Annotated in this window: 24 protein-coding genes and 1 riboswitch; of the genes, 21 read left to right on the top strand and 3 right to left on the bottom strand. The window is 46.5% G+C overall.

All coding sequences use genetic code 11. The annotated features are described in order from the left end of the window. The first annotated feature begins 30 nt into the window (after positions 1-30). From pbuG to purD, 17 genes are all read left to right on the top strand, one after another. The gene (gene pbuG, locus NSQ12_RS03515; protein WP_339175917.1) at positions 31-1,353 is read left to right on the top strand and encodes a hypoxanthine/guanine permease PbuG; all 1,323 of its coding nucleotides are present in this window, start codon (positions 31-33) and stop codon (positions 1,351-1,353) included. Positions 1,354-1,563: 210 nt separating this feature from the next. Beyond that, on the top strand, positions 1,564-2,367 hold the full coding sequence (locus NSQ12_RS03520) for a hypothetical protein (RefSeq protein ID WP_014479057.1): 804 nt from the start codon (positions 1,564-1,566) through the stop codon (positions 2,365-2,367). Positions 2,368-2,524: 157 nt separating this feature from the next. Then, positions 2,525-2,692 carry a Fur-regulated basic protein FbpA gene (locus NSQ12_RS03525; protein ID WP_003244066.1) on the top strand — a complete coding sequence of 56 codons (168 nt, stop codon included), beginning with the start codon at positions 2,525-2,527 and terminating at the stop codon, positions 2,690-2,692. 213 nt (positions 2,693-2,905) lie between these two features. Then, a complete protein-coding gene (locus tag NSQ12_RS03530; RefSeq protein ID WP_015482896.1) occupies positions 2,906-3,460 on the top strand; it encodes a DUF5698 domain-containing protein in 555 nt (184 codons plus the stop codon). Beyond that, entirely contained in the window at positions 3,460-3,657 is a 198-nt protein-coding gene (locus NSQ12_RS03535; protein ID WP_003219403.1) for an NETI motif-containing protein, read from the top strand. Before NSQ12_RS03530 ends, NSQ12_RS03535 begins: the two co-directional genes overlap by 1 nt. 79 nt (positions 3,658-3,736) lie before the next feature. After that, a riboswitch (purine riboswitch) is annotated at positions 3,737-3,838 on the top strand. Positions 3,839-3,979: 141 nt separating this feature from the next. Beyond that, complete coding sequence (purE, locus tag NSQ12_RS03540; protein ID WP_003244134.1) at positions 3,980-4,468, top strand: 5-(carboxyamino)imidazole ribonucleotide mutase; 489 nt, start codon at positions 3,980-3,982, stop codon at positions 4,466-4,468. Beyond that, positions 4,461-5,603 (top strand): 5-(carboxyamino)imidazole ribonucleotide synthase, encoded by a 1,143-nt coding sequence (gene purK, locus NSQ12_RS03545; protein ID WP_032677449.1) that lies wholly within the window; start codon positions 4,461-4,463, stop codon positions 5,601-5,603. Before purE ends, purK begins: the two co-directional genes overlap by 8 nt. After that, the gene (purB, locus tag NSQ12_RS03550; protein ID WP_339175919.1) at positions 5,600-6,895 is read left to right on the top strand and encodes an adenylosuccinate lyase; all 1,296 of its coding nucleotides are present in this window, start codon (positions 5,600-5,602) and stop codon (positions 6,893-6,895) included. Before purK ends, purB begins: the two co-directional genes overlap by 4 nt. Before the next feature lie 73 nt (positions 6,896-6,968). Next, complete coding sequence (purC, locus tag NSQ12_RS03555) at positions 6,969-7,694, top strand: phosphoribosylaminoimidazolesuccinocarboxamide synthase (RefSeq protein WP_003242871.1); 726 nt, start codon at positions 6,969-6,971, stop codon at positions 7,692-7,694. Beyond that, positions 7,687-7,941 (top strand): phosphoribosylformylglycinamidine synthase subunit PurS, encoded by a 255-nt coding sequence (purS, locus tag NSQ12_RS03560; RefSeq protein WP_003219409.1) that lies wholly within the window; start codon positions 7,687-7,689, stop codon positions 7,939-7,941. The genes purC and purS overlap by 8 nt, the downstream gene beginning before the upstream one ends. Further along, complete coding sequence (purQ, locus tag NSQ12_RS03565) at positions 7,938-8,621, top strand: phosphoribosylformylglycinamidine synthase subunit PurQ (protein WP_003243954.1); 684 nt, start codon at positions 7,938-7,940, stop codon at positions 8,619-8,621. Before purS ends, purQ begins: the two co-directional genes overlap by 4 nt. Then, positions 8,605-10,833 carry a phosphoribosylformylglycinamidine synthase subunit PurL gene (gene purL, locus NSQ12_RS03570; RefSeq protein WP_339175921.1) on the top strand — a complete coding sequence of 743 codons (2,229 nt, stop codon included), beginning with the start codon at positions 8,605-8,607 and terminating at the stop codon, positions 10,831-10,833. The genes purQ and purL overlap by 17 nt, the downstream gene beginning before the upstream one ends. Continuing rightward, positions 10,809-12,239 (top strand): amidophosphoribosyltransferase, encoded by a 1,431-nt coding sequence (gene purF / locus NSQ12_RS03575; RefSeq protein ID WP_003233947.1) that lies wholly within the window; start codon positions 10,809-10,811, stop codon positions 12,237-12,239. Before purL ends, purF begins: the two co-directional genes overlap by 25 nt. A gap of 101 nt (positions 12,240-12,340) precedes the next feature. Then, the gene (gene purM, locus NSQ12_RS03580) at positions 12,341-13,381 is read left to right on the top strand and encodes a phosphoribosylformylglycinamidine cyclo-ligase (RefSeq protein ID WP_003242485.1); all 1,041 of its coding nucleotides are present in this window, start codon (positions 12,341-12,343) and stop codon (positions 13,379-13,381) included. Then, a complete protein-coding gene (gene purN, locus NSQ12_RS03585; protein ID WP_015252651.1) occupies positions 13,378-13,965 on the top strand; it encodes a phosphoribosylglycinamide formyltransferase in 588 nt (195 codons plus the stop codon). The genes purM and purN overlap by 4 nt, the downstream gene beginning before the upstream one ends. Next, a complete protein-coding gene (purH, locus tag NSQ12_RS03590; RefSeq protein WP_160221394.1) occupies positions 13,962-15,500 on the top strand; it encodes a bifunctional phosphoribosylaminoimidazolecarboxamide formyltransferase/IMP cyclohydrolase in 1,539 nt (512 codons plus the stop codon). Before purN ends, purH begins: the two co-directional genes overlap by 4 nt. A gap of 15 nt (positions 15,501-15,515) precedes the next feature. After that, positions 15,516-16,784 (top strand): phosphoribosylamine--glycine ligase, encoded by a 1,269-nt coding sequence (gene purD, locus NSQ12_RS03595; RefSeq protein WP_160221395.1) that lies wholly within the window; start codon positions 15,516-15,518, stop codon positions 16,782-16,784. A 38-nt stretch (positions 16,785-16,822) separates the two neighbouring features. Here purD and NSQ12_RS03600 read toward each other — a convergent pair whose 3' ends face one another. Beyond that, a complete protein-coding gene (locus NSQ12_RS03600) occupies positions 16,823-17,245 on the bottom strand; it encodes an Lrp/AsnC family transcriptional regulator (protein WP_160221396.1) in 423 nt (140 codons plus the stop codon). Between the two features lie 143 nt (positions 17,246-17,388). On the opposite strand from NSQ12_RS03600, the gene NSQ12_RS03605 reads away from it, so the two are divergent. Next, a complete protein-coding gene (locus tag NSQ12_RS03605; RefSeq protein WP_160221397.1) occupies positions 17,389-18,663 on the top strand; it encodes an amino acid permease in 1,275 nt (424 codons plus the stop codon). Positions 18,664-18,677: 14 nt separating this feature from the next. Here NSQ12_RS03605 and NSQ12_RS03610 read toward each other — a convergent pair whose 3' ends face one another. Then, positions 18,678-18,905: a DUF2892 domain-containing protein gene (locus tag NSQ12_RS03610; protein WP_047182212.1), complete on the bottom strand. Its 228-nt coding sequence runs from the start codon at positions 18,903-18,905 to the stop codon at positions 18,678-18,680. Positions 18,906-19,033: 128 nt separating this feature from the next. Here NSQ12_RS03610 and NSQ12_RS03615 point away from each other — a divergent pair, with 128 nt between their 5' ends. Genes NSQ12_RS03615 through NSQ12_RS03625 form a run of 3 tightly spaced genes read left to right on the top strand, consistent with a single transcriptional unit; the run spans position 19,034 to position 22,115 of the window. Then, positions 19,034-20,776 carry an adenine deaminase gene (locus NSQ12_RS03615; protein WP_038427482.1) on the top strand — a complete coding sequence of 581 codons (1,743 nt, stop codon included), beginning with the start codon at positions 19,034-19,036 and terminating at the stop codon, positions 20,774-20,776. Between the two features lie 26 nt (positions 20,777-20,802). Next, positions 20,803-21,798 (top strand): DUF3048 domain-containing protein, encoded by a 996-nt coding sequence (locus NSQ12_RS03620; protein ID WP_038427484.1) that lies wholly within the window; start codon positions 20,803-20,805, stop codon positions 21,796-21,798. Between the two features lie 2 nt (positions 21,799-21,800). Further along, a complete protein-coding gene (locus NSQ12_RS03625; RefSeq protein ID WP_003219429.1) occupies positions 21,801-22,115 on the top strand; it encodes a YerC/YecD family TrpR-related protein in 315 nt (104 codons plus the stop codon). Positions 22,116-22,152: 37 nt separating this feature from the next. On the opposite strand, the gene NSQ12_RS03630 is transcribed toward NSQ12_RS03625, so the two are convergent. Further along, on the bottom strand, positions 22,153-23,730 hold the full coding sequence (locus NSQ12_RS03630) for an FMN-binding glutamate synthase family protein (RefSeq protein ID WP_339175925.1): 1,578 nt from the start codon (positions 23,728-23,730) through the stop codon (positions 22,153-22,155). Between the last annotated feature and the right edge of the window lie 55 nt (positions 23,731-23,785).

Consider the following 23,785-nt stretch of genomic DNA (forward strand, 5'->3'; position numbering starts at 1 on the left):
AATAGCAAAGAGTGAAGGGAGTCAAATAGCTTGAAAAAGTATTTTCAGTTTGATGAGCTGGGCACCAGCTATCGCAATGAAATCATTGGCGGATTAACGACTTTTTTATCTATGGCATATATTTTGTTCGTCAATCCGATTACGCTTGCTTTGGACAGCGTGAAAGATTTTCCGGAGGCGCTGAGAATTGACCAGGGTGCGGTCTTTACGGCGACAGCGCTGGCGTCTGCAGCAGGCTGTATCTTAATGGGATTAATAGCGAGATATCCGATTGCCATCGCGCCGGGTATGGGGCTGAACGCGTTTTTTGCGTTTTCTGTTGTCCTTGGTATGAGTATTTCATGGCAGGCAGCTTTGTCTGGTGTTTTTATTTCAGGTCTTATTTTCGTTGCTCTTTCTTTAACAGGTTTTCGTGAAAAAATCATCAACGCCATTCCGCCTGAGCTGAAATTGGCAGTCGGTGCGGGGATCGGCCTGTTTATTACATTCGTTGGTTTGCAAGGCTCAGGAATCATTACTGCAAATCCTTCTACGCTCGTCACGATCGGAAACATTCACAGCGGTCCTGTGCTGTTAACGATTTTCGGTGTGATTGTCACGGTTATTTTAATGGTGCTTCGCGTGAACGCAGGCGTGTTTATCGGGATGCTGTTAACAGCGGTAGCCGGCATGATTTTCGGTTTGGTTCCGGTTCCGACTCAAATTGTCGGCAGTGTGCCGAGCCTTGCGCCGACTTTCGGACAAGCGTGGATTCACCTCCCGGATATTTTCTCTGTACAAATGCTGATCGTTATTTTAACATTCTTGTTTGTCGGATTTTTTGATACAGCTGGTACACTTGTTGCTGTGGCGACACAAGCTGGTTTAATGAAGGAAAACAAATTGCCGCGTGCAGGCCGTGCGCTTTTAGCTGATTCATCTTCTATTGTGATCGGTGCCGTGCTTGGTACGTCTACAACAACTTCTTATGTGGAATCAAGCTCAGGTGTCGCTGCGGGTGCCCGTTCAGGATTTGCCGCAATTGTAACAGGGATTCTCTTTTTACTGGCTACGTTTTTCTCTCCGCTCCTATCAGTCGTTACGTCAAATGTAACAGCGCCGGCGCTTATTATTGTTGGTGCATTGATGGTGGCGCCGCTTGGCAAAATCGCTTGGGATAAGTTCGAAGTGGCCGTTCCTGCTTTCCTTACCATGATCATGATGCCGTTAACGTACAGCATCGCGACTGGTATTGCCATCGGATTTATTTTCTATCCGATTACAATGGTGTGCAAAGGAAAAGCAAAAGAGGTTCATCCAATCATGTACGGGCTGTTTGTCGTATTTATCCTGTACTTTATCTTCTTAAAATAAGGAATGAAAAACCAGCTGCACTGGCAGCTGGTTTTTTTGTTGCAAAAGATAAAACCATTTCATACGATATACCGTCATGTAGATGTGCCGCCATGCTTTACTTAAATGGAAATGACTTGACTGTTCAGGAAGGCTTCGGTACCTTATATAAGTGTTTTATTTTCTTGCTGAATGGTATTCCGCCGTATTTTTTTGATAGGAGTTGCTGACATGACGGAAGAAAGAAAAGAAACGTTTGAAGAAGAAATTAACCAGAGTGAAAGAATAGATGCAGATGAAGAACCGCTATCGAGAATGTCCAGAAAGGCGAGCCGGCAAAGCAAGCAGAAGCAAAAACAAAAGCAGAAACCGCGCCAGGAACGCGGTGAATCAACTGTTAAAGACAAGCTTGCGTCTGTTTGGGCAGCCATCAACAGATATTGCGGTTTTGCGTTCTCGATTTTAAAATCACCGGCGAAAACTGTCGTAACGGATGGTTTTTCTCATTATAAGTACGGTCTGATTTCAATGCTTATATTCAGTATCATTTTTTCAATTGGGAATTGGTTTCAGTTAAAGGCAAGCTGGAATCGGCCGCTCGGTTTCGGAGAACGCCATCATGCTTTCTATGACGGGTTTTTAGTTGTTCTTGTGTATTTGCTGATCTTTTTCGCGGTAATGGTCTTTGCTATATGGGCTGTCTCCCGCTATATGATGAAGCAGAAGGTGACGTTCAGAGAAGCGGCTGCCGTATTGGGTTCATTGCTTGTACCCGTAATTGCTGTTTCAATCCTTTGGCTGATCTTTGCGATCGTAAATATCCCAATGCTGACAGTACTGTTTACGGTGCTGATCTTGTTTTCCATCTTTTTTATCATCGCGCTGTATGTACAGCGTGTGTACCAGGCGGCACAAGATGCACCAATTGATTATATCTATTGTGTATTTGCAGTGGTTGCGATAGCGCTGCTGTTTACGGCAGTGACTTGGCCGTTTATTTCGGAATATTTTACGGCGTCGCTGATTCCGCTTTAATGAAAAAACCGGCTAATCCTAGCCGGTTTTTTATGTCACACTTTTTACAAATATATCTAAAAAACATAGTTGATTTGTAGGATTAACCCGTGTATGATGGGGAAAATGCTGAAAACGTCCAGCGCAAAAACCTTTATGTTTAAGGAGGATGATGGACATGGCTGATGTGCTTCGCCGAGCAATTAATCAAAAGAAGCAATTTTTAAAAACCAAATTACTGCTCTCGGAATTTTATCAAGGAAGAGGGGAACAGCTTGCTGACTACACGCTGAGTGAGCTTGAGAAAGAATACAAGTCCCTTCAGAAAATGAAAAAAGAGATCTGACAATAGATATAAAGAGGTGAGTCTGCTGAAAAGCGGGCTTTTTTGTTTTGATTTTGAAAAGGCGAGAAAGAGGGTAAACTACTACTGTTCAATTCATAAAAGCATGTCGAAATATTTTGCTTAAACTTACGGGCGAAGCTGATTGTAAACGGCTCATTTCTCTAGTAGAATATGAATGCTTTGTGCAAGCTGAAGAGTAGGGGGATGAATAAAATGATGCAAACCATCTTATCAAATGGGATAGCCATGGTTCTCATAATTCTCATTATTAATATTGTCTATGTGTCATTTTTTACGATAAGAATGATTTTAACGCTGAAAGGACAGCGTTATTTAGCGGCCGGCATCAGTACGATTGAAATACTGGTTTATGTGACAGGGCTGAGTCTGGTGCTCGATAACTTAGACCAGATTCAAAATGTGATCGCGTACGCGCTCGGTTACGGTCTAGGCGTAATTGTCGGCATGAAAATAGAAGAAAAATTGGCGCTTGGCTATATTATGGTCAATGTGATTACGAAGGAGCTCGATCTTGATCTTCCGAAGCAGCTCCGTGAAAAAGGCTACGGCGTGACAAATTGGGTGGCAGGCGGGCTTGAAGGCGACCGCACAGCCCTTCAGATCCTAACGCCGAGAAAATATGAACTCCAGCTATATGATACGATTAAAACACTTGATTCAAAAGCCTTTATTATTGCGTACGAACCAAAAACAATCCACGGCGGCTTCTGGGTCAAAGCGGTGAAGAAGAGGAGAATTAAAGAATAATGGCAAAGCCGAAGAAGAAAAAGTTTGAAGTGACAGAGCAGCAAACGATTGATGCGGTGCTTCAGCAAATGAAAGAAGAAGGATATCTGCCTGTAAGGCGAATGGAAGAACCTATTTTTATGGAAAAAAAGGAAAATGGGTCAATTCAGATCGTTCCGTGCGGGAAAAAAATCGTATTTGAAGGGAAATTGATCTAAAACACGAACATTAGTAGAATGAATTTTTGTATCGTTCGATAATATCGTTGACATTATCCATGTCCGTTGTTAAGATAAACATGAAATCAAAACACGACCTCATATAATCTTGGGAATATGGCCCATAAGTTTCTACCCGGCAACCGTAAATTGCCGGACTATGCAGGAAAGTGATCGATAAAACTGACATGGATATATCGCAGAAGCGAACGACTGACGATACATGTACCATGCCCGGTTTGTATTGCTTCCTCATAAGTGCAATGCAGAGCGGGTATTTTTTATTTTCTGAAAACAAAAGCATTAGAAGGTGGGGAACAGAATGCAGCCGCTAGTAGGAATCATCATGGGAAGCACTTCCGATTGGGAGACAATGAAACACGCATGCGACATACTTGACGAACTCAATGTTCCGTACGAAAAAAAGGTCGTTTCCGCTCACCGGACGCCTGATTTCATGTTTGAATATGCTGAAACTGCTAGAGAAAGAGGCATCAAGGTGATTATTGCCGGTGCCGGAGGAGCGGCGCATCTGCCAGGGATGACGGCTGCGAAAACAACACTGCCAGTCATTGGAGTTCCGGTTCAGTCCAAGGCGCTGAACGGAATGGATTCACTTCTTTCCATCGTCCAAATGCCTGGAGGCGTGCCTGTTGCGACAACATCCATCGGCAAAGCGGGTGCTGTGAACGCAGGCCTGTTAGCGGCGCAAATTTTGTCAGCATTTGACGAAGACCTTGCCCGTAAGCTGGATGAGAGAAGAGAAAATACAAAACAGACGGTGTTAGAAAGCAGTGATCAGCTTGTCTAAACAAATCATCTATCCGGGAGCTGTAATCGGCATTATCGGCGGCGGCCAGCTTGGGAAAATGATGGCTGTGTCCGCCAAACAAATGGGGTATAAAGTCGCGGTCGTTGATCCGGTGAAAGATTCGCCGTGCGGGCAGGTTGCGGATGTCGAAATTACCGCTCATTATAATGACCGTGAAGCGATTCGAAAATTGGCTGAAATCAGCGATATCATCACATATGAGTTTGAAAACATCGACTATGATGCGCTGCATTGGCTAAAAGATCATGCGTATCTCCCGCAAGGAAGTGAGCTGCTGCTCATTACCCAAAACCGTGAAACAGAGAAAAAAGCAATTCAATCCGCGGGCTGTGAAGTCGCACCGTACAGCATCGTCAAAACAAAGAATGAATTGAAACAGGCGGTACAGGAGCTCGGGTTACCCGCAGTTCTGAAGACATGCCGCGGCGGGTACGACGGCAAAGGCCAATTTGTGATAAAAGAAGAGGCGCAAATGGAGCAGGCAGCCGGTCTGTTAGAACACGGAACTTGCATTCTTGAAAGCTGGGTTTCTTTTAAAATGGAACTGTCGGTGATCGTCGTCAGATCGGTAAACGGTGAAATTTCAACATTTCCGACAGCTGAAAACATTCACCACAACAATATTCTTTTCCAAAGCATCGTGCCCGCACGGGTAGAGAAAGGGATTCAGCAGAAGGCTGCTGATCTCGCAGTTAAGCTTGCAGATGAGCTTAACCTTGTCGGACCGCTTGCTGTTGAGATGTTCCTGACAGAGGACGGAGAGCTTTTGGTCAATGAACTGGCGCCAAGACCGCACAATTCTGGGCATTATACGCTGGACCTTTGCGAGACGAGCCAGTTTGAGCAGCATATCAGAGCGGTATGCGGGCTTCCGCTTGGGAAGACAGATTTGCTGAAGCCGGGCATGATGGTGAATCTTCTCGGCGATGAAGTAAAGCTTGTTGAGGAAGACCCGGAGCTTTTAAAAGAGGCAAAGCTATATATATACGGAAAACATGAAATCAAAAAAGGCCGCAAAATGGGGCATATTACATTTATGAAGCAGCCTGAAGACGAATGGATTCAGGAGATCACAAATAAATGGATGAATAGAGACGGAGGACAAGCAGAATGATCGAACGTTATTCAAGACCTGAAATGTCCGCGATTTGGACGGATGAAAACAGATTTCAAGCATGGCTGGAGGTAGAGATTCTTGCCTGTGAAGCGTGGGCGGAGCTTGGCGTCATTCCGAAAGAAGATGTAAAGGTTATGCGCGAAAACGCGTCATTTGACATCAACCGTATTTTAGAAATTGAAAAGGACACGCGCCATGACGTTGTCGCTTTTACACGCGCCGTTTCCGAATCACTGGGCGAAGAAAGAAAATGGGTGCACTACGGATTAACGTCAACTGACGTTGTTGATACGGCTCTTTCCTACTTATTAAAACAGGCAAACGATATTTTGCTCAAGGATCTTGAGAGATTTGTTGACATTATAAAAGGAAAAGCGAAAGAACATAAATACACAGTCATGATGGGGCGCACGCACGGCGTACATGCTGAGCCTACAACTTTCGGCTTAAAACTTGCGCTTTGGCATGAAGAAATGAAACGTAATCTTGAGCGCTTCAAACAAGCGAAAGCAGGCATCGAGGTTGGAAAGATTTCCGGCGCTGTCGGCACATATGCGAACATTGATCCATTTGTTGAACAATATGTCTGTGAGAAGCTCGGATTGAAAGCAGCACCGATTTCCACTCAAACCCTTCAGCGTGACCGCCATGCTGACTATATGGCAACACTTGCTTTGATCGCGACAAGCATCGAGAAATTTGCTGTGGAAATCCGCGGACTGCAAAAGAGTGAAACACGTGAAGTAGAGGAATTTTTCGCGAAAGGGCAAAAGGGTTCATCTGCAATGCCGCATAAACGAAATCCGATTGGCTCTGAAAACATGACAGGCATGGCGCGCGTGATCCGCGGCTACATGATGACAGCTTACGAAAATGTTCCATTATGGCATGAGCGCGATATTTCTCATTCTTCAGCAGAACGGATTATTCTTCCGGATGCGACAATTGCGCTGAACTACATGCTGAACCGCTTCTCCAACATCGTGAAGAACTTAACGGTCTTCCCGGAAAACATGAAGCGCAACATGGACCGCACTCTCGGCCTTATCTATTCTCAGCGTGTGCTGCTTGCTTTGATTGACACAGGCCTTACACGTGAAGAAGCCTATGATACAGTTCAGCCGAAAGCAATGGAAGCGTGGGAAAAACAAGTGCCGTTCCGCGAGCTTGTGGAAGCGGAAGAGAAAATCACGTCACGCCTTTCTCCGGAAAAAATTGCTGACTGCTTTGATTACAATTACCATCTGAAAAATGTTGATCTGATCTTTGAACGTTTAGGTTTAGCATAGAAGAAGCTTTTAGCGGCTTCTTCTAAGCCGCCTTAGTTTGAAAATTCCCAACATTCGGGTTAGGAGGCCTTCCGTGAATATTGTGAAGAATGAACTTTTATACGAAGGAAAAGCAAAAAAGATCTACAAAACCGATGACGAAAACACTCTGTATGTCGTGTATAAAGACTCCGCCACTGCCTTTAACGGCGAGAAAAAAGCAGAAATCAGCGGGAAAGGGCGCTTAAATAACGAGATTTCAAGCTTAATTTTCAAACACCTTCATGCAAAGGGCATTAACAATCATTTTATCGAGCGCATTTCGGAAACGGAGCAGCTCATTAAAAAGGTAACGATTGTGCCGCTTGAAGTCGTGGTAAGAAATGTTGTGGCAGGAAGCATGTCCAAACGTCTCGGCATTCCAGAAGGCACGGAGCTTGAGCAGCCGATTATCGAGTTTTACTACAAGGATGACGCGCTGGGTGATCCGCTCATCACAGAAGATCATATTTGGCTTTTGAAGGCGGCGACTCCTGAGCAGGTAGAAACCATTAAGTCCATTACAACAATAGTAAATGAAGAGCTTCAAAGCATCTTCGACGATTGTCATGTCAGATTAATAGATTTCAAGCTTGAATTCGGTTTAGATGCAGAAGGGCAAGTGCTTTTGGCGGATGAAATATCTCCTGACACATGCCGCTTGTGGGATAAAGAAACGAACGAAAAGCTGGACAAAGATTTATTCAGACGCAATCTGGGAAGCTTAACCGACGCATACGAAGAGATTTTCAATAGACTGGGAGGCATTCATCATGTATAAAGTAAAAGTTTATGTCAGCTTAAAAGAAAGTGTACTAGATCCACAAGGGAGCGCTGTCCAGCATGCCTTGCACAGTATGACTTACAACGAAGTTCAAGATGTGCGCATCGGGAAATACATGGAGCTTACCATTGAAAAATCTGACCGTGATCTTGACGTGCTAGTGAAAGAAATGTGCGAAAAACTTCTTGCGAACACAGTGATTGAAGATTATAGATATGAGGTTGAGGAGGTAGTCGCACAGTGAAATTTGCGGTGATTGTGTTACCCGGCTCCAACTGTGATATCGATATGTATCATGCTGTAAAGGATGAGCTCGGCCATGAAGTGGAATACGTCTGGCATGAGGAAACAAGCCTTGACGGCTTCGACGGCGTGTTAATTCCGGGAGGATTTTCTTACGGCGATTACTTAAGATGCGGCGCCATCGCCCGATTTGCGAATATTATGCCAGCTGTCAAACAAGCAGCGGCTGAAGGAAAACCTGTTCTTGGCGTCTGTAACGGATTCCAGATTTTACAGGAGCTTGGGCTGCTGCCAGGCGCAATGAGACGCAACAAAGATCTGAAGTTCATTTGCCGTCCGGTTGAATTGATTGTTCAGAACGACGAAACCTTATTCACAGCTTCCTACGAAAAGGGAGAATCGATTACAATCCCGGTTGCCCATGGTGAAGGGAATTTCTACTGTGATGACGAGACGCTTGCTACATTAAAGGAAAACAATCAAATTGCTTTCACATACGGCTCTAATATTAATGGAAGTGTCAGCGACATTGCCGGTGTCGTGAATGAGAAAGGCAATGTATTAGGCATGATGCCTCACCCTGAGCGCGCGGTCGATGAACTGCTTGGAAGCGCCGACGGTCTTAAATTGTTCCAGTCTATCGTGAAAAATTGGAGGGAAACTCATGTCACTACTGCTTGAACCAAGTAAAGAACAAATAAAAGAAGAGAAACTGTATCAGCAAATGGGTGTCAGTGATGATGAGTTTGCATTGATAGAATCCATTCTTGGAAGATTGCCGAACTACACAGAAATCGGAATTTTTTCTGTCATGTGGTCTGAGCATTGCAGCTATAAAAACTCAAAGCCGATTCTGCGTAAATTCCCGACAAGCGGCGAGCGTGTGCTGCAGGGGCCGGGGGAAGGCGCCGGAATCGTTGATATCGGTGATAACCAAGCGGTTGTGTTCAAAATTGAATCACATAACCACCCATCAGCTCTCGAGCCTTACCAAGGCGCTGCGACTGGCGTAGGCGGAATTATCCGTGATGTATTCTCAATGGGTGCACGCCCAATCGCTGTATTGAACTCTCTTCGATTTGGTGAACTGACTTCACCCCGCGTGAAGTACTTGTTTGAAGAAGTAGTAGCGGGTATCGCCGGATACGGCAACTGTATCGGCATCCCGACAGTCGGCGGAGAAGTGCAGTTTGACAGCAGCTATGAAGGAAATCCGCTCGTCAACGCAATGTGCGTCGGTTTAATCAATCATGAAGACATCAAAAAAGGCCAGGCAAAGGGTGTCGGCAACACAGTAATGTACGTAGGAGCGAAAACAGGGCGTGACGGAATCCACGGCGCTACGTTTGCTTCTGAAGAAATGTCAGACTCGTCTGAAGAAAAGCGTTCTGCTGTCCAAGTCGGCGATCCGTTTATGGAGAAGCTTTTGCTTGAAGCATGTCTGGAAGTTATCCAATGCGACGCCTTAGTCGGCATTCAGGATATGGGAGCTGCCGGTTTAACAAGCTCAAGTGCAGAAATGGCAAGTAAAGCCGGTTCTGGCATTGAAATGAATCTTGACCTGATTCCTCAGCGCGAAACAGGCATGACCGCGTATGAAATGATGCTTTCTGAATCACAAGAACGGATGCTTTTGGTTATTGAGCGCGGACGTGAGCAGGAAATCATCGATATTTTTGACAAGTATGATCTTGAAGCGGTTTCTGTCGGACATGTGACAGATGATAAAATGCTTCGCCTGACACACAAAGGAGAGGTTGTGTGCGAGCTGCCTGTTGATGCCTTGGCAGAAGAAGCACCGGTTTACCATAAGCCTTCTCAAGAACCTGCTTACTATCGCGAGTTTTTGGAAACGGACGTTCCGGCTCCGCAAATTGAAGATGCGAATGAAACGCTGAAGGCCCTTCTTCAGCAGCCGACGATCGCGAGTAAAGAGTGGGTTTATGATCAGTATGACTACATGGTGCGCACGAATACAGTTGTCGCTCCTGGGTCTGATGCTGGTGTTCTCAGAATCCGCGGAACGAAAAAGGCGCTGGCGATGACGACAGACTGTAACGCGCGTTATCTCTATCTTGATCCTGAAGTCGGCGGAAAAATTGCTGTTGCTGAAGCGGCACGCAACATCATTTGTTCAGGCGCAGAACCGCTTGCGGTCACAGATAACCTTAACTTCGGAAACCCGGAGAAGCCGGAAATCTTCTGGCAGATCGAAAAAGTGGCAGACGGCATAAGCGAAGCGTGCAATGTTCTCAGCACTCCGGTTATCGGCGGTAACGTATCGCTTTATAACGAATCAAACGGCACGGCGATCTATCCGACACCAGTTATCGGCATGGTCGGCCTAATTGAAGATACAGCGCACATTACAACACAGCATTTCAAACAAGCAGGAGATCTCGTATACGTGATCGGCGAAACAAAACCAGAGTTTGCGGGAAGCGAGCTGCAAAAAATGACAGAAGGCCGTATTTACGGCAAAGCGCCGCAAATCGATCTTGATGTAGAGCTGTCTCGTCAAAAAGCACTGCTTGACGCGATTAAAAAAGGCTTTGTTCAATCTGCGCATGATGTGTCTGAAGGCGGCTTAGGCGTAGCGATTGCGGAAAGTGTCATGACGACGGAAAACCTTGGCGCTAATGTGACTGTAGAAGGGGAAGCGGCGTTATTATTCTCTGAATCTCAATCCCGCTTCGTCGTTTCAGTGAAAAAAGAACATCAAGCTGCGTTTGAAGCAACTGTCAAAGATGCGGTTCATATTGGTGAGGTAACAGCTGACGGAATTCTGGCGATTCAAAACCAAGACGGACAACAAATGATTCATGCGCAAACGAAAGAGCTTGAACGCGTATGGAAAGGAGCTATCCCATGCTTGCTGAAATCAAAGGCTTAAATGAAGAATGCGGCGTTTTTGGGATTTGGGGACATGAAGAAGCCCCGCAAATCACGTATTACGGTCTCCACAGCCTTCAGCACCGAGGACAGGAGGGTGCGGGCATCGTAGCGACTGATGGTGAAAAGCTGACGGCTCACAAAGGCCAAGGTCTGATCACTGAAGTATTTCAAAACGGCGAACTCAGCAAAGTAAAGGGAAAAGGCGCTATCGGGCACGTTCGGTACGCAACGGCTGGAGGCGGCGGATACGAAAATGTTCAGCCGCTCCTCTTCCGTTCCCAAAACAATGGCAGCCTGGCGCTTGCTCATAACGGAAATCTTGTCAACGCCACTCAGCTGAAGCAGCAGCTCGAAAATCAAGGGAGCATCTTTCAAACCTCTTCGGATACAGAGGTTTTGGCTCACTTGATCAAAAGAAGCGGACACTTCACGCTGAAGGACCAAATTAAAAACTCGCTTTCTATGCTGAAAGGCGCCTACGCGTTCCTGATCATGACCGAAACAGAAATGATTGTCGCACTTGATCCAAACGGGCTGAGACCGCTATCCATCGGCATGATGGGCGACGCTTATGTGGTCGCATCAGAAACATGCGCATTTGACGTCGTCGGCGCAACGTACCTTCGTGAGGTAGAGCCGGGAGAAATGCTGATCATTAATGATGAAGGAATGAAATCAGAGCGTTTTTCCATGAATATCAACCGTTCCATTTGCAGCATGGAGTACATTTATTTCTCCAGACCAGACAGCAATATTGACGGTATTAACGTACACAGTGCCCGTAAAAACCTTGGGAAAATGCTGGCTCAGGAATCCGCAGTTGAAGCTGACGTCGTAACCGGGGTTCCGGATTCCAGTATTTCTGCGGCGATCGGCTATGCAGAGGCAACAGGCATTCCGTATGAGCTTGGCTTAATCAAAAACCGTTATGTTGGCAGAACGTTTATTCAGCCGTCCCAGGCTCTGCGTGAGCAAGGCGTCAGAATGAAGCTGTCTGCGGTGCGCGGGGTTGTAGAAGGCAAACGCGTCGTGATGGTGGATGACTCTATCGTGCGAGGAACAACTAGCCGCCGGATTGTCACGATGCTAAGAGAAGCGGGTGCGACAGAGGTGCATGTGAAAATCAGTTCACCGCCGATCGCTCATCCGTGCTTTTACGGCATTGACACTTCCACACATGAAGAACTGATCGCGTCTTCGCATTCTGTTGAAGAAATCCGTCAGGAAATCGGAGCCGATACCCTCTCATTTTTGAGTGTGGAAGGGCTGCTGAAAGGCATCGGCAGAAAATACGATGACTCGAATTGCGGACAGTGTCTCGCTTGCTTTACAGGAAAATATCCGACTGAAATTTACCAGGATACAGTGCTTCCTCACGTAAAAGAAGCAGTATTAACCAAATAAAACTTGAAAAATGACATAAAGGCAGCGCAGTTCGGCTGCCTTTCTCTTTCTGCCCTCGTTCGGGGAGATATTTTGAAAAGCGCCTTAAAGGAGTGAATAGGATGTCTGAAGCATATAAAAACGCAGGAGTTGACATCGAAGCCGGATATGAAGCCGTAAAACGAATGAAAAAACACGTGGAGCGCACGAAACGGCTTGGCGTTATGGGCAGCCTTGGCGGTTTTGGCGGCATGTTTGACCTGTCTGAGCTTTCTTATCAAAAACCAGTTCTCATTTCGGGAACGGACGGTGTCGGCACAAAATTAAAGCTCGCTTTTTCCATGGATAAGCATGACACGATTGGCGTGGATGCTGTTGCAATGTGTGTCAATGACGTGCTGGCACAAGGTGCAGAGCCGCTGTTTTTCCTCGATTATTTAGCGGTTGGCAAAGCGGACCCAGTGAAAATTGAACAGATTGTACAAGGTGTTGCGGAAGGCTGTGAGCAGTCAGGTTCAGCCTTAGTCGGCGGTGAAACGGCTGAAATGCCGGGGCTCTATACAGCTGATGAATACGATATTGCCGGTTTCTCAGTCGGAGTGGCAGAAAAGGACGAAATCGTGACTGGAGAAAAAATTGAAGAGGGCCATCTGTTGATCGGCCTCAGCTCCAGCGGCCTTCACAGCAACGGCTTTTCCCTTGTCAGAAAAGTGCTTCTGGATGATGCGGAGCTGGACCTCGATACAACATATGAGCCGTTTGAACGCCCGCTTGGCGAGGAATTGCTTGAACCGACAAGGATTTACGTGAAGCCTGTGCTTGCCGCGGTCAAAAGCGGAAAAATCGACGGCATGGCGCACGTGACAGGCGGAGGATTTATTGAAAATATTCCGCGTATGCTTCCGGAAGGCTTAAGTGCGGAAATTGATCATGGCTCATGGCCGATCCCGCCGATTTTTTCTTTCTTGCAAGAGTACGGCAAGCTAAAGGAAGAAGACATGTTCAACGTCTTTAATATGGGTATCGGTTTTGTTTTGGCAGTCAAAGAAGAGCATCTGACAGATGTGATCGGAACGCTTGAAAGCCATGGCGAAAAAGCCTATTTAATTGGGCGTGTGAAAAAAGGTGAAGGCGTCACATTCGGCGGTGCGGCACTTTCATGAAAAAGTTTGCGGTATTTGCATCAGGAAACGGTTCAAACTTCGAAGCCATCGTTACGCGTTTGAAGGAGGAGAACTGGGATGCGTCAGCAGCGCTCCTCGTTTGCGACAAACCGCAGGCGAAAGTCATCGAACGGGCGGAAGCATTCCACATTCCATCCTTTGCATTTGAGCCGAAGTCTTATGAAAACAAGGCCGCATTTGAACAAGCCATCATTGAACAGCTTCGTCTTCACGAGGTTGAATTGATTGTTCTTGCCGGCTATATGAGGCTAATTGGTGATACGCTCCTTCAAGCATATGGAGGAAAAATCATTAACATTCACCCGTCGCTTCTTCCGGCGTTTCCTGGGATCGACGCAGTCGGACAGGCGTTCCGGGCGGGTGTGAAGGTGGCCGGAATCACCGTGCATTATGTCGATGAAGGAATGGATACAGGTCCGATCATCGCTCAAAAGGCAATCGAAATTGATGAACATGATACATTGGAAACAATCGAACAGCGGATTCACAAGCTTGAGCATAAATGGTATCCGAGTGTGATTAAACAGCTATTAGGATTAAATAACAGAGGTGAAAAGGCATGACCATTAAACGTGCGTTAATCAGTGTTTCAGATAAAACAAATCTCGTTCCTTTCGTAAAAGAACTGACAGAGCTTGGCATTGAAGTCATCTCCACAGGCGGAACGAAAAAGCTTCTTCAAGAAAACGGTGTGGATGTGATCGGAATTTCGGAAGTGACAGGCTTCCCTGAAATTATGGACGGCCGGTTAAAAACCCTTCACCCGAATATTCACGGCGGCCTTCTGGCGGTTCGCGGCAATGAAGAGCATATGGCGCAGATCAATGAACACGGGATTCAGCCGATTGACCTCGTTGTCGTCAACCTCTATCCATTTAAAGAAACGATTTCTAAGGAAGACGTCACATATGAAGAAGCGATCGAAAATATCGACATCGGCGGACCTGGCATGCTGCGTGCGGCATCAAAGAACCATCAAGATGTCACGGTTATCGTCGATCCGGCCGATTACAGCCCAGTGCTGAATCAAATCAAAGAAGAAGGCAGCGTATCTCTTCAGAAAAAACGCGAGCTCGCGGCAAAGGTATTCCGTCATACTGCGGCATATGATGCACTGATCGCTGACTATCTGACAAATGTTGTCGGTGAAAAAGAACCAGAGCAATTCACTGTGACATTTGAGAAAAAACAATCGCTTCGCTATGGAGAAAACCCGCATCAGGAAGCAACTTTCTATCAAACAGCTCTTCCTGTCAAAGGCTCCATTGCGCAAGCAGAACAGCTTCACGGAAAAGAGCTTTCTTACAACAACATTAAAGACGCGGATGCGGCAGTTCAAATCGTTCGTGAATTCACTGATCCGGCTGCTGTTGCTGTAAAGCATATGAATCCGTGCGGTGTAGGAACAGGAAAAACGATCGCCGAAGCGTTTGACAGAGCGTTTGAAGCGGATAAAACATCTATCTTCGGCGGCATTATCGCGTTGAACCGTGAAGTGGACAAGACAACTGCCGAATCGCTTCATAACATTTTCTTAGAAATCATCATTGCGCCTTCATTCAGCCAAGAAGCGCTCGACGTCCTGACTGCGAAGAAAAATCTCCGCCTGCTGACGCTTGACGTATCTGCTGCTGTTCAAAAGGAAAAACAGCTGACATCCGTTCAAGGCGGGCTGCTGATTCAAGATTTAGATATGCACGGCTTCGATGATGCTGAGATTAGCATTCCGACAAAAAGAGAGCCGAACGAGCAAGAGTGGGAAGACTTGAAGCTTGCTTGGAAAGTCGTGAAGCATGTGAAATCAAATGCGATTGTTCTCGCGAAGGACAACATGACAGTCGGCGTGGGAGCAGGCCAAATGAACCGCGTCGGATCGGCAAAAATCGCAATCGAGCAAGCAGGGGAAAAAGCGAAGGGCAGCGCGCTCGGTTCGGATGCATATTTCCCAATGCCAGATACTGTCGAAGAAGCGGCAAAAGCGGGCGTTACGGCCATCATTCAACCTGGCGGATCGATCCGTGATGAGGATTCCATCAAAAAAGCGGATGAATACGGCATTGCCATGGTATTCACCGGCATCAGACACTTCAAACATTAAGGGGATGAAAACGACGTGAATGTATTAATTATCGGTAAAGGCGGAAGAGAACATACGCTGGCGTGGAAGGCAGCGCAAAGCAGCCTCGTCGAGAATGTATTTGCCGCTCCCGGAAATGACGGCATGGCAGCTTCCGCACAGCTTGTAAACATTGAGGAAAGCGACCACGCAGGGCTTGTCTCGTTTGCAAAAGAAAACCAGGTCGGCCTGACCATTGTCGGCCCTGAGGTTCCTTTAATTGAAGGTCTGGTGGATGAATTTGAAAAAGCGGGTCTGCGCGTGTTCGGCCCGTCAAAAGCCGCGGCGATCATCGAAGGAAGCAAACAGTTCGCTAAGGATTTAATGAAGAAATACGACATTCCGACCGCAGAATACGACACGTTTACATCCTTTGATGAGGCGAAGGCATATGTGCAGGAAAAAGGTGCTCCGATTGTGATAAAAGCTGATGGACTTGCAGCTGGAAAAGGCGTTACTGTGGCTATGACAAAGGAAGAAGCAATTGCATGTCTGCATGACTTTCTTGAAGATGAAAAGTTCGGTGATGCGAGCGCGTCCGTTGTCATTGAAGAATATCTTTCTGGTGAAGAATTTTCTCTGATGGCCTTTGTCAAAGGGGAAAAGGTGTATCCAATGGTGATTGCCCAAGATCACAAGCGTGCGTTTGACGGAGACAAAGGCCCGAATACGGGCGGAATGGGCGCTTACTCTCCAGTTCCGCAAATTTCGGAAGAAACGGTTCGCCATGCTGTAGAAACGATCGTTAAGCCGGCCGCAAAAGCAATGGTACAAGAAGGCCGTTCTTTCACTGGCGTTTTGTACGCTGGATTGATGCTTACTGAAAACGGCTCGAAGGTCATTGAATTTAATGCCCGTTTCGGCGATCCGGAAACACAGGTCGTGCTTCCGCGCATGGAATCTGATCTGGTACAGGTGCTTCTTGATCTTTTAGATGATAAGGAAGTTGACTTAAGATGGAAGGATACCGCGGCAGTGAGTGTTGTGCTTGCATCAGAAGGGTATCCGGAAAGCTATGCAAAAGGCACGCCGATCGGCAGCCTTGCAGCAGAAACTGAGCAGGTCGTGGTCTTCCATGCCGGAACGAAAGCAGAAGGTGGAGAGTTCGTTACAAACGGGGGGCGCGTCGCCAATGTGACGGCTTTTGATGAAACGTTTGAAGCGGCTAGAGACCGAGTGTACAAAGCGGTTGATGAAATTTTCAAACCGGGACTCTTTTTCAGAAAAGACATTGGGGCACGCGCTTTAAAGGCTGCCCAAAAATAAGTGAGGAAAACCCGCAGATGAAGCTGCGGGTTTTTTTATTATGTAAAAGCGGGGTGGTGAGCGGAAGAAGAAAGGACAACGAGCGTGGTCGGTTTTCCATGGGCCATAGAGGCGTCAATAAAATCTTCAAGCGTATGTACCGATTCAGTCACGACCTTTGTCACATAGCTGTACATCCCCGTGATGCGGTGATTTTCTGCTACATCAGGATGCGATGTTGCAAAGGCGGCGTAGTGCTTGCAGCTTTTTGGCTCCATGAGAATAAAAGCGGTGACATGCTTGTTTAGTTTTTCGTAACAGATATTCGCACTGTACCCGGTAATCAATCCTTTGTCTTCAAGCTTCCTGACACGCTCCGCCGCGCTAGGCGAGCTGAGTCCGACAAGCTTTCCCAGCTCAACCATCGTTAATCTGCCGTTTCGCTGCAAATGCGAGAGAATCTGAAGGTCTGTATCGTCCATTTGTCTGGCTCCTTTACATATTTAGGCGAATGAATGAAAATTCCTTTGATCATAAGGCAATGCTGTTGATTTACCTTCATTGTAGCATATGGATGCCGTCTTATTTTTTCTATAATAAAGCCATCAATCTGAGAGGAGGCATCATGTTGCCAGAATTACAGCGTTCGATCACTTGGATACAGGGAACGGCGTTAACGATTGGGGCGGTTTTAGGCTGTGGGATATTAATTTTGCCGTCTGTTACCGCGGATACGGCCGGTGCGGCTTCTTTATTTGTCTGGGTATTCATGTCTTTTTTATCTTTTCTTCTCGTCGGCACGCTGGCACGGCTTGTGAAAATAGCGCCCAGCGCGGGAGGAATCACGGCTTATGTGCAGCTGGCCTTTCAGAAAAAAGCAGGGGCTATTTTGGGCTGGATCATGTTAGGGTCCGTTCCGATCGGCGTTCCCATCATCGCTTTGACTGGCGCGCATTACGTCAGTTACATCACAGAGGCGGCCGATTGGCAGATTACATTGATTGCTGGTTGTATGCTGGCTATATCTATTTTGCTTCATATGAGAGGGATTCAACTATCCGCAAACATCAGTACACTCGTTATTTGTGTCATCGTATTTCTGCTTGTCACTTCTATTGCTGTGTCATTGCCACACGTCACGCTAGCAGAATTCAAACCGTTTCTTCCGCATGGCTGGTCTGCCGCGGGATCTGTTTCTGTCATGATTTTTTTCTCCTTTGTAGGCTGGGAAATGATTACCCCATTAGCTGAGGAATTTCATCGCCCTGAAAAAGATGTCCCGCTCAGCTTGTTTTTGGCAGCGTCTTGTGTGGCAGGGCTGTATATCATGCTGTCATTTGTGACGGTGGGAACTCATTCATACGGAGAGAATGGAGAAATTGCATCGCTTGCCATGCTCATCTCAAAAGGAGCAGGGGAAAGCGGTGTATATGTTACGGTATGTTTAGCGCTGTTTATTACATTCGCCACCATCCATGCCAATATTGCTGGTTTTTCAAGAATGGTGTACGCATTGGCGAGAGAGGGGCACATTCCTGTATATTTTGGAAAACTCAGTGCGACAAAACGTACGCCTATTCGCGTTTTGACAGCGATGGCCGCAGTGTTTGGCTTAGTGCTTGCGGCGCATGGCCTGTTTCAAATCGATTTGACGACTCTGTTGAAAGGGCCGAGCGCGGCTTTTATCGCATCTTACATATGTACAATGGCGGCAGCACTGAAACTGCTGGGCAGGAGAGATATAGGCTGGTGGATGGCGCTCGGGGCATTTGTGGCGTGCGCGGTGATTTATTCATTCAGCGGCTGGGCACTGCTTTATCCGGCAGTGCTGGCAGCTGCAGGATATTTCTATATGAAAACAAAGGGAGGGCATAAAAAAAAGCTTGATCACGTTTCGTGATCAAGCTTTTTCATTTATCCGTTATGCTGGCCGTTATTTCCAGAATCACTGTGTTGAAACATGTAGGTCACAGGACAGAAGCGCAAGATTCCCGAACCCGCTTTCATGGCCCCCATAAAGATGTAAAAGAGATGCATTCTGCACCAAGGTTTTTTCGTAAACTTTGCACTGGCGGCTGACATAATCGTCAATCCGCAGGCGATTCTGAACACGGCATTGATGAGACTGATGTTTGGCTTCAAGGAAATCCGCTCCTTTTACTTAAAAAAGTTTTTTAACCGAACCTTCAAAAATTTGTAACGTTTTTATCGTGCGTGATGAGGAAGGATGTGATACCATGAGTCTAATACATGTAAAGGAGAGTATGTGAATGTCCGAACGCACCTTTAACTGGAAAAACAAAGACATCAGGGCACAGGTTGATGTTGTAGACTCAAAGCTGCTTCCAACGCTCCTTTTACGGAATGCTCTCGTCTTAAATCCATATGTAAAACAATGGCTGAAAAAAAACATTTGGATTTATCAGGACCGCATTGTTTATGTGGGTCATGAACTTCCGAATAGAGCCGAAGAAATTCATACGATTGATTGTGAAGGAAAATACATTGTGCCAGGTTATATTGAACCGCACGCACATCCTTTTCAAATATATAATCCCCAAACACTGGCGGAATATGTGTCTCAATACGGAACAACGACATTCGTGAATGATAACTTATTTTTGCTTTTGCAAAGCGGAAAAAAGAAAGCGCTTACGATTTTGAATGAACTCAAAAAGCAGCCTGTCCAGTATTTTTGGTGGTCACGCTATGACCTCCAGACCGAGGTTCTGAACGAGGACCACGTCCTTCCATTTGACGTCAGAAAACAGTGGATTGAACATCCGGATGTGATTCAAGGCGGAGAAATGACCGGGTGGCCTCGCTTGGTAGATGGTGATGATTTAATGCTCCACTGCATGCAAGCTACAAAGAAACAGAGAAAACGCATTGAAGGGCATTTTCCCGGCGCTTCTGATAAAACGCTTACAAAAATGAAGCTGTTCGGAGCGGATTGTGATCATGAAGCGATGACAGGTGATGAAGTGATGAGAAGGCTGGAACTGGGCTATTATGTTTCCCTTCGGAACTCTTCCATTCGCCCTGATGTAAGAAAAATCTTGCAGGAGCTGCATGAGAAGGGCTTCCGCTATTATGACCACTTCTTTTACACGACAGATGGCGCAACCCCGAATTTCTATAAAGGCGGCATGACAAACGAGCTGATTCGCATCGCTTTAGAAGAAGGCGTACCTGCAATCGACGCCTACAATATGGCATCATTTAATATCGCAAAGTATTACCAAATGGATGATTATTTAGGAGTTGTCGGACCGGGTAGACTGGCATCGCTCAACATACTGGAAGATCCGTTAAATCCGAATCCCGTGACTGTTCTGTCAAAAGGGACCATTCTGCGTGAAGACGGCTGTGATTTGAAGGCGTTTACAAAGACGGGCTGGCACAAAGGCGGTCTTGTCCCGCTTGAGCTTTCATATGATATGACGATGGGTGACTTGCAGTTTTCTATGCCGATGGGCGTGAAAATGCGGAATGCGGTCATTATGGAGCCGTATATGATTGAGATCGACAATTCGATGGAACAGCTCTCGTTTGACCATGATGAAAGTTATTTGACGATGCTCGACAGACACGGGAAATGGCGCGTCAATACGATGATAAAAGGGTTTGCCTCAAGCGTGCAGGGATTTGTAAGCTCCTTTACGACGACGGGCGACATTGTCGCGATTGGAAAAAATAAAGCGGATATGCTGCTCGCTTTTGCCCGCATGAAAGAAATCGGAGGAGGAATTGTTTTAGCGGAGAACGGAAACATTCTGCATGAAATCCCGCTTGCGCTGTGCGGCTGCGCCTCTTCGGAAGCGTATGAAGAAGTGCTTGAGAAGGAACAAAAGCTGAGAGATCTTTTGACTGAAAGAGGCTATGAGTTTTGCGATCCTATCTATACGCTGCTCTTTTTGCAAAGTACGCACCTTCCGTATATACGCATTACGCCAAGAGGAATCTTCGACGTCATGAAAAAAACTGTACTCTTTCCATCGATAATGCGTTAAAATATAAAAGAGCAGGGAGCCGACATATGAAAAAATGGATGACAGTTTGCGCGCTGTGTTTCGTGTTTTTTCTGCTGGTATCCTGCCAGCAGAAGGATGCTGTCCCGGATACTGCAAAGAAGCTGAAAGCTCCTTTAACGGGGCTAAAGACTGAACAGAAAGTGACTGAACGCCGCCCTGTTGCTGTTGTGGTGAACAATCACCCGAAGGCGAGGCCGCAGTCGGGTCTGTCTAAAGCCGACATTGTCATAGAAGCGCTAGCCGAAGGGCAAATCACAAGATTTCTGGCCATTTTCCAAAGCCAGATGCCTGAAACTGTCGGACCTGTGCGGAGCGCGCGGGAATATTTCGTCACTCTCAGCAATGGCTTTGACAGCATATTTGTCCATCACGGCTGGAGTCCCGGCGCCAAAGAGCAGCTGGAATCCGGAGCTGCCGATTATATGAACGGATTGGATTTTGACGGAAGCTTATTTTGGAGAGCTGATTTCAGCAAACCGCCCCACAATTCCTATACGTCTTATGATTACATAAAAAAGGCGGCAGAACAAAAGGGTTATAAGCTGAAGCAGGAAACAAATCCGCTGCTGTTTCAAACATCAGATGCAAAACCTGCAAATGAATTTTACAATGTTCGGGTAGATTATGGAACAAAAAACGTTACAAATCTTGTCGAATACAACTATGATAAAAAAGCTGAATCTTATACAAGAAGCTCTGATGGTGTCATAACGACAGACCGGGAAACCGGAAAGCCGGTTGCAATGCAAAATATTTTCATTGTTGAAGCCAGCCATCATATTATTGATCAAGATGGAAGGCGGGACATCGACTTGGAATCAGGAGGAAAAGGTCTGTTGTTTCAGCACGGAAACGTCATTGAAACAGACTGGAAACAAGTGAATGGCAGAATTGTGCCGATAAAAGACGGCAAGTGGCTTCCGTTTGTGCCAGGAAAGACTTGGATCAATATCGTACCTGATCTTGATGCGGCTTCCATTAGTAAAGGAGAAGGTGTGTAACGATGCAAATCGATAAATTACGCGGCAAAGAGCTGGACCAGTTATTTAACTCGATCTTATCTCTGAAAGACCTGGAGGAATGTTACCGATTCTTCGATGATCTATGCACAATTAACGAAATTCAATCGCTGGCTCAGCGCCTTGAAGTGGCGCGCATGCTTCGCGAAGGAAACACGTATCATAAGATTGAAACAGAAACAGGCGCTTCCACGGCTACGATTTCCCGTGTGAAACGCTGCTTAAATTACGGGAATGACGCTTATGAAATGGCGCTTGACCGTGTGAAGGAGACGGAAACTGAGTCTTCTTCAAAATAACATAGAACCGCCCTGCCGTTCGGCAAGGGCGGTTTCTTTATGAAACAAATTGATGGATCAGGTTGTCGATATCGATGATACTGCCATCCTCTTTCCGATAGACAACATGCTCCTTGGAAAAGTGAATCGGCGAATTAATCCCTGCTGCGGCTGCGAGGTTAAACAGCCCCTCGCGCAGGGAAATGACGTAGTTGCAGACACGATGCTGTTTTTCCTCAACGCTCAATGCTTTTTGCAATTTCGGATCTGTCGTCGCCACACCTGCCGGACAGGTGTTGGTGTGGCAGACGAGAGCGCGGATGCAGCCAACGGAAAACATCATGCCGCGTGCGATGTTGACAAAGTCAGCGCCGAGGGCTAAGGCGACCGCGATTTTATCAGGAGTCAGGAGCTTTCCGGAAGCAAAGATTTTCAGCTGGCTGCGCAAGCCGTATTGTTTAAGAAGCGTGTCAACAATAGGCAGCGCTGTCATAATCGGAAGGCCGACTGTATCCGCGAGCTCGTAAAAGGAAGCTCCGGTACCGCCTTCACTTCCGTCGATCGTGATAAAATCCGGATGCTTTCCGCTTTTCTGCATATGAGAGAAAAGCTCATGCAATTCTTCAGGATGCCCTGCGACCAGTTTGATGCCGACTGGCTTTTGTCCGACATCTCTAAGTTTTTCAATAAAGTCGAGCATTTCAGGAGGGTTTGAGAATTCATAAAAGCGGTTCGGGCTGTCAATCGACTTTCCAGGTTCGACATTCCGAATGTCTGCCACTTCCTCTGATACTTTGGCGCCGTCCACATGGCCGCCGCGGGTTTTCGCTCCTTGTGCCAGCTTTAGCTCAAACGCTTTAATCTGGTCAATCCTGCTTTTTCTTTTAAATTCCTCCCATGAAAATTCCCCGTTTCTTTTGCGCACGCCGAATAGGCCCGGTCCGATTTGGCAAATGATATCGGCGCCGCCCTTTAAGTGATATTCAGACAATCCTCCTTCACCTGTATTCATCCAGGTGCCGCCTGCCTGATGGAGCCCTTTTGAGAGCGCCGTAACAGCCCGTTCTCCAAGAGAACCGTAGCTCATGGCAGACTGGCCGACTAAGCCCTTCACATAAAATGGCTTCTCGCATGTACGCTCGCCAATCACCTGTACATCATCAGGATGGAGAAAATACGGGTCTGCCTTGATATGTTTGGCATGCTCCTTGCGTTTGAACAGATTGTCAGCATCCATTTTATAGATTTGGGTTTCAATTTTGGGCGTTTGATTTACGTGCATTTCTTCCCTTTGTTTTGGAAACATAGCGTTACGGATATAATAGCCAGGTTTATCAAAATCTCTTACAGATCCAAAGCCCATCATTCTGCTTTTGTATTTGCCGGAGATGACGGTTTGCTCATATTCCTTTCGTGAAAAAGGCTGCTCCTCATTGTCATTGCTGTATAAATACTGTCTGAGCTCCGGCCCGATTTTTTCAAGGATATACCGAAACCTTCCAATGACGGGATAGTTGCGAAGAATTGAGTGCTCCTGCTGTTTTTCATCCTTTATGTAGATCCATGCAAACAAGACGATCGGGATAGCGATGATCCCTATGATAAATGCGATGAGTGCTATTATGATGGTTTCCATCTCTCAGCCTCCCTTTTTATGTAACCATTTCCACAGTTGAACACTTTCCAAACAA

The organism is Bacillus sp. PS95 (assembly GCF_037963565.1).
Taxonomy (GTDB): Bacteria; Bacillota; Bacilli; order Bacillales; family Bacillaceae; genus Bacillus; species Bacillus subtilis.

Bases quoted from the DNA above. Each gene is read 5' to 3' on its own strand.
- NSQ12_RS03520 (WP_014479057.1), top strand. From the start codon at position 1,564: ATGACGGAAGAAAGAAAAGAAACGTTTGAAGAAGAAATTAACCAGAGT.
- NSQ12_RS03525 (WP_003244066.1), top strand. From the start codon at position 2,525: ATGGCTGATGTGCTTCGCCGAGCAATTAATCAAAAGAAGCAATTTTTA.
- NSQ12_RS03530 (WP_015482896.1), top strand. From the start codon at position 2,906: ATGATGCAAACCATCTTATCAAATGGGATAGCCATGGTTCTCATAATT.
- NSQ12_RS03535 (WP_003219403.1), top strand. From the start codon at position 3,460: ATGGCAAAGCCGAAGAAGAAAAAGTTTGAAGTGACAGAGCAGCAAACG.
- purE (WP_003244134.1), top strand. From the start codon at position 3,980: ATGCAGCCGCTAGTAGGAATCATCATGGGAAGCACTTCCGATTGGGAG.
- purB (WP_339175919.1), top strand. From the start codon at position 5,600: ATGATCGAACGTTATTCAAGACCTGAAATGTCCGCGATTTGGACGGAT.
- purS (WP_003219409.1), top strand. From the start codon at position 7,687: ATGTATAAAGTAAAAGTTTATGTCAGCTTAAAAGAAAGTGTACTAGAT.
- purL (WP_339175921.1), top strand. From the start codon at position 8,605: ATGTCACTACTGCTTGAACCAAGTAAAGAACAAATAAAAGAAGAGAAA.
- purF (WP_003233947.1), top strand. From the start codon at position 10,809: ATGCTTGCTGAAATCAAAGGCTTAAATGAAGAATGCGGCGTTTTTGGG.
- purM (WP_003242485.1), top strand. From the start codon at position 12,341: ATGTCTGAAGCATATAAAAACGCAGGAGTTGACATCGAAGCCGGATAT.
- purN (WP_015252651.1), top strand. From the start codon at position 13,378: ATGAAAAAGTTTGCGGTATTTGCATCAGGAAACGGTTCAAACTTCGAA.
- purH (WP_160221394.1), top strand. From the start codon at position 13,962: ATGACCATTAAACGTGCGTTAATCAGTGTTTCAGATAAAACAAATCTC.
- NSQ12_RS03600 (WP_160221396.1), bottom strand. From the start codon at position 17,245: ATGGACGATACAGACCTTCAGATTCTCTCGCATTTGCAGCGAAACGGC.
- NSQ12_RS03605 (WP_160221397.1), top strand. From the start codon at position 17,389: ATGTTGCCAGAATTACAGCGTTCGATCACTTGGATACAGGGAACGGCG.
- NSQ12_RS03615 (WP_038427482.1), top strand. From the start codon at position 19,034: ATGTCCGAACGCACCTTTAACTGGAAAAACAAAGACATCAGGGCACAG.
- NSQ12_RS03620 (WP_038427484.1), top strand. From the start codon at position 20,803: ATGAAAAAATGGATGACAGTTTGCGCGCTGTGTTTCGTGTTTTTTCTG.
- NSQ12_RS03625 (WP_003219429.1), top strand. From the start codon at position 21,801: ATGCAAATCGATAAATTACGCGGCAAAGAGCTGGACCAGTTATTTAAC.
- NSQ12_RS03630 (WP_339175925.1), bottom strand. From the start codon at position 23,730: ATGGAAACCATCATAATAGCACTCATCGCATTTATCATAGGGATCATC.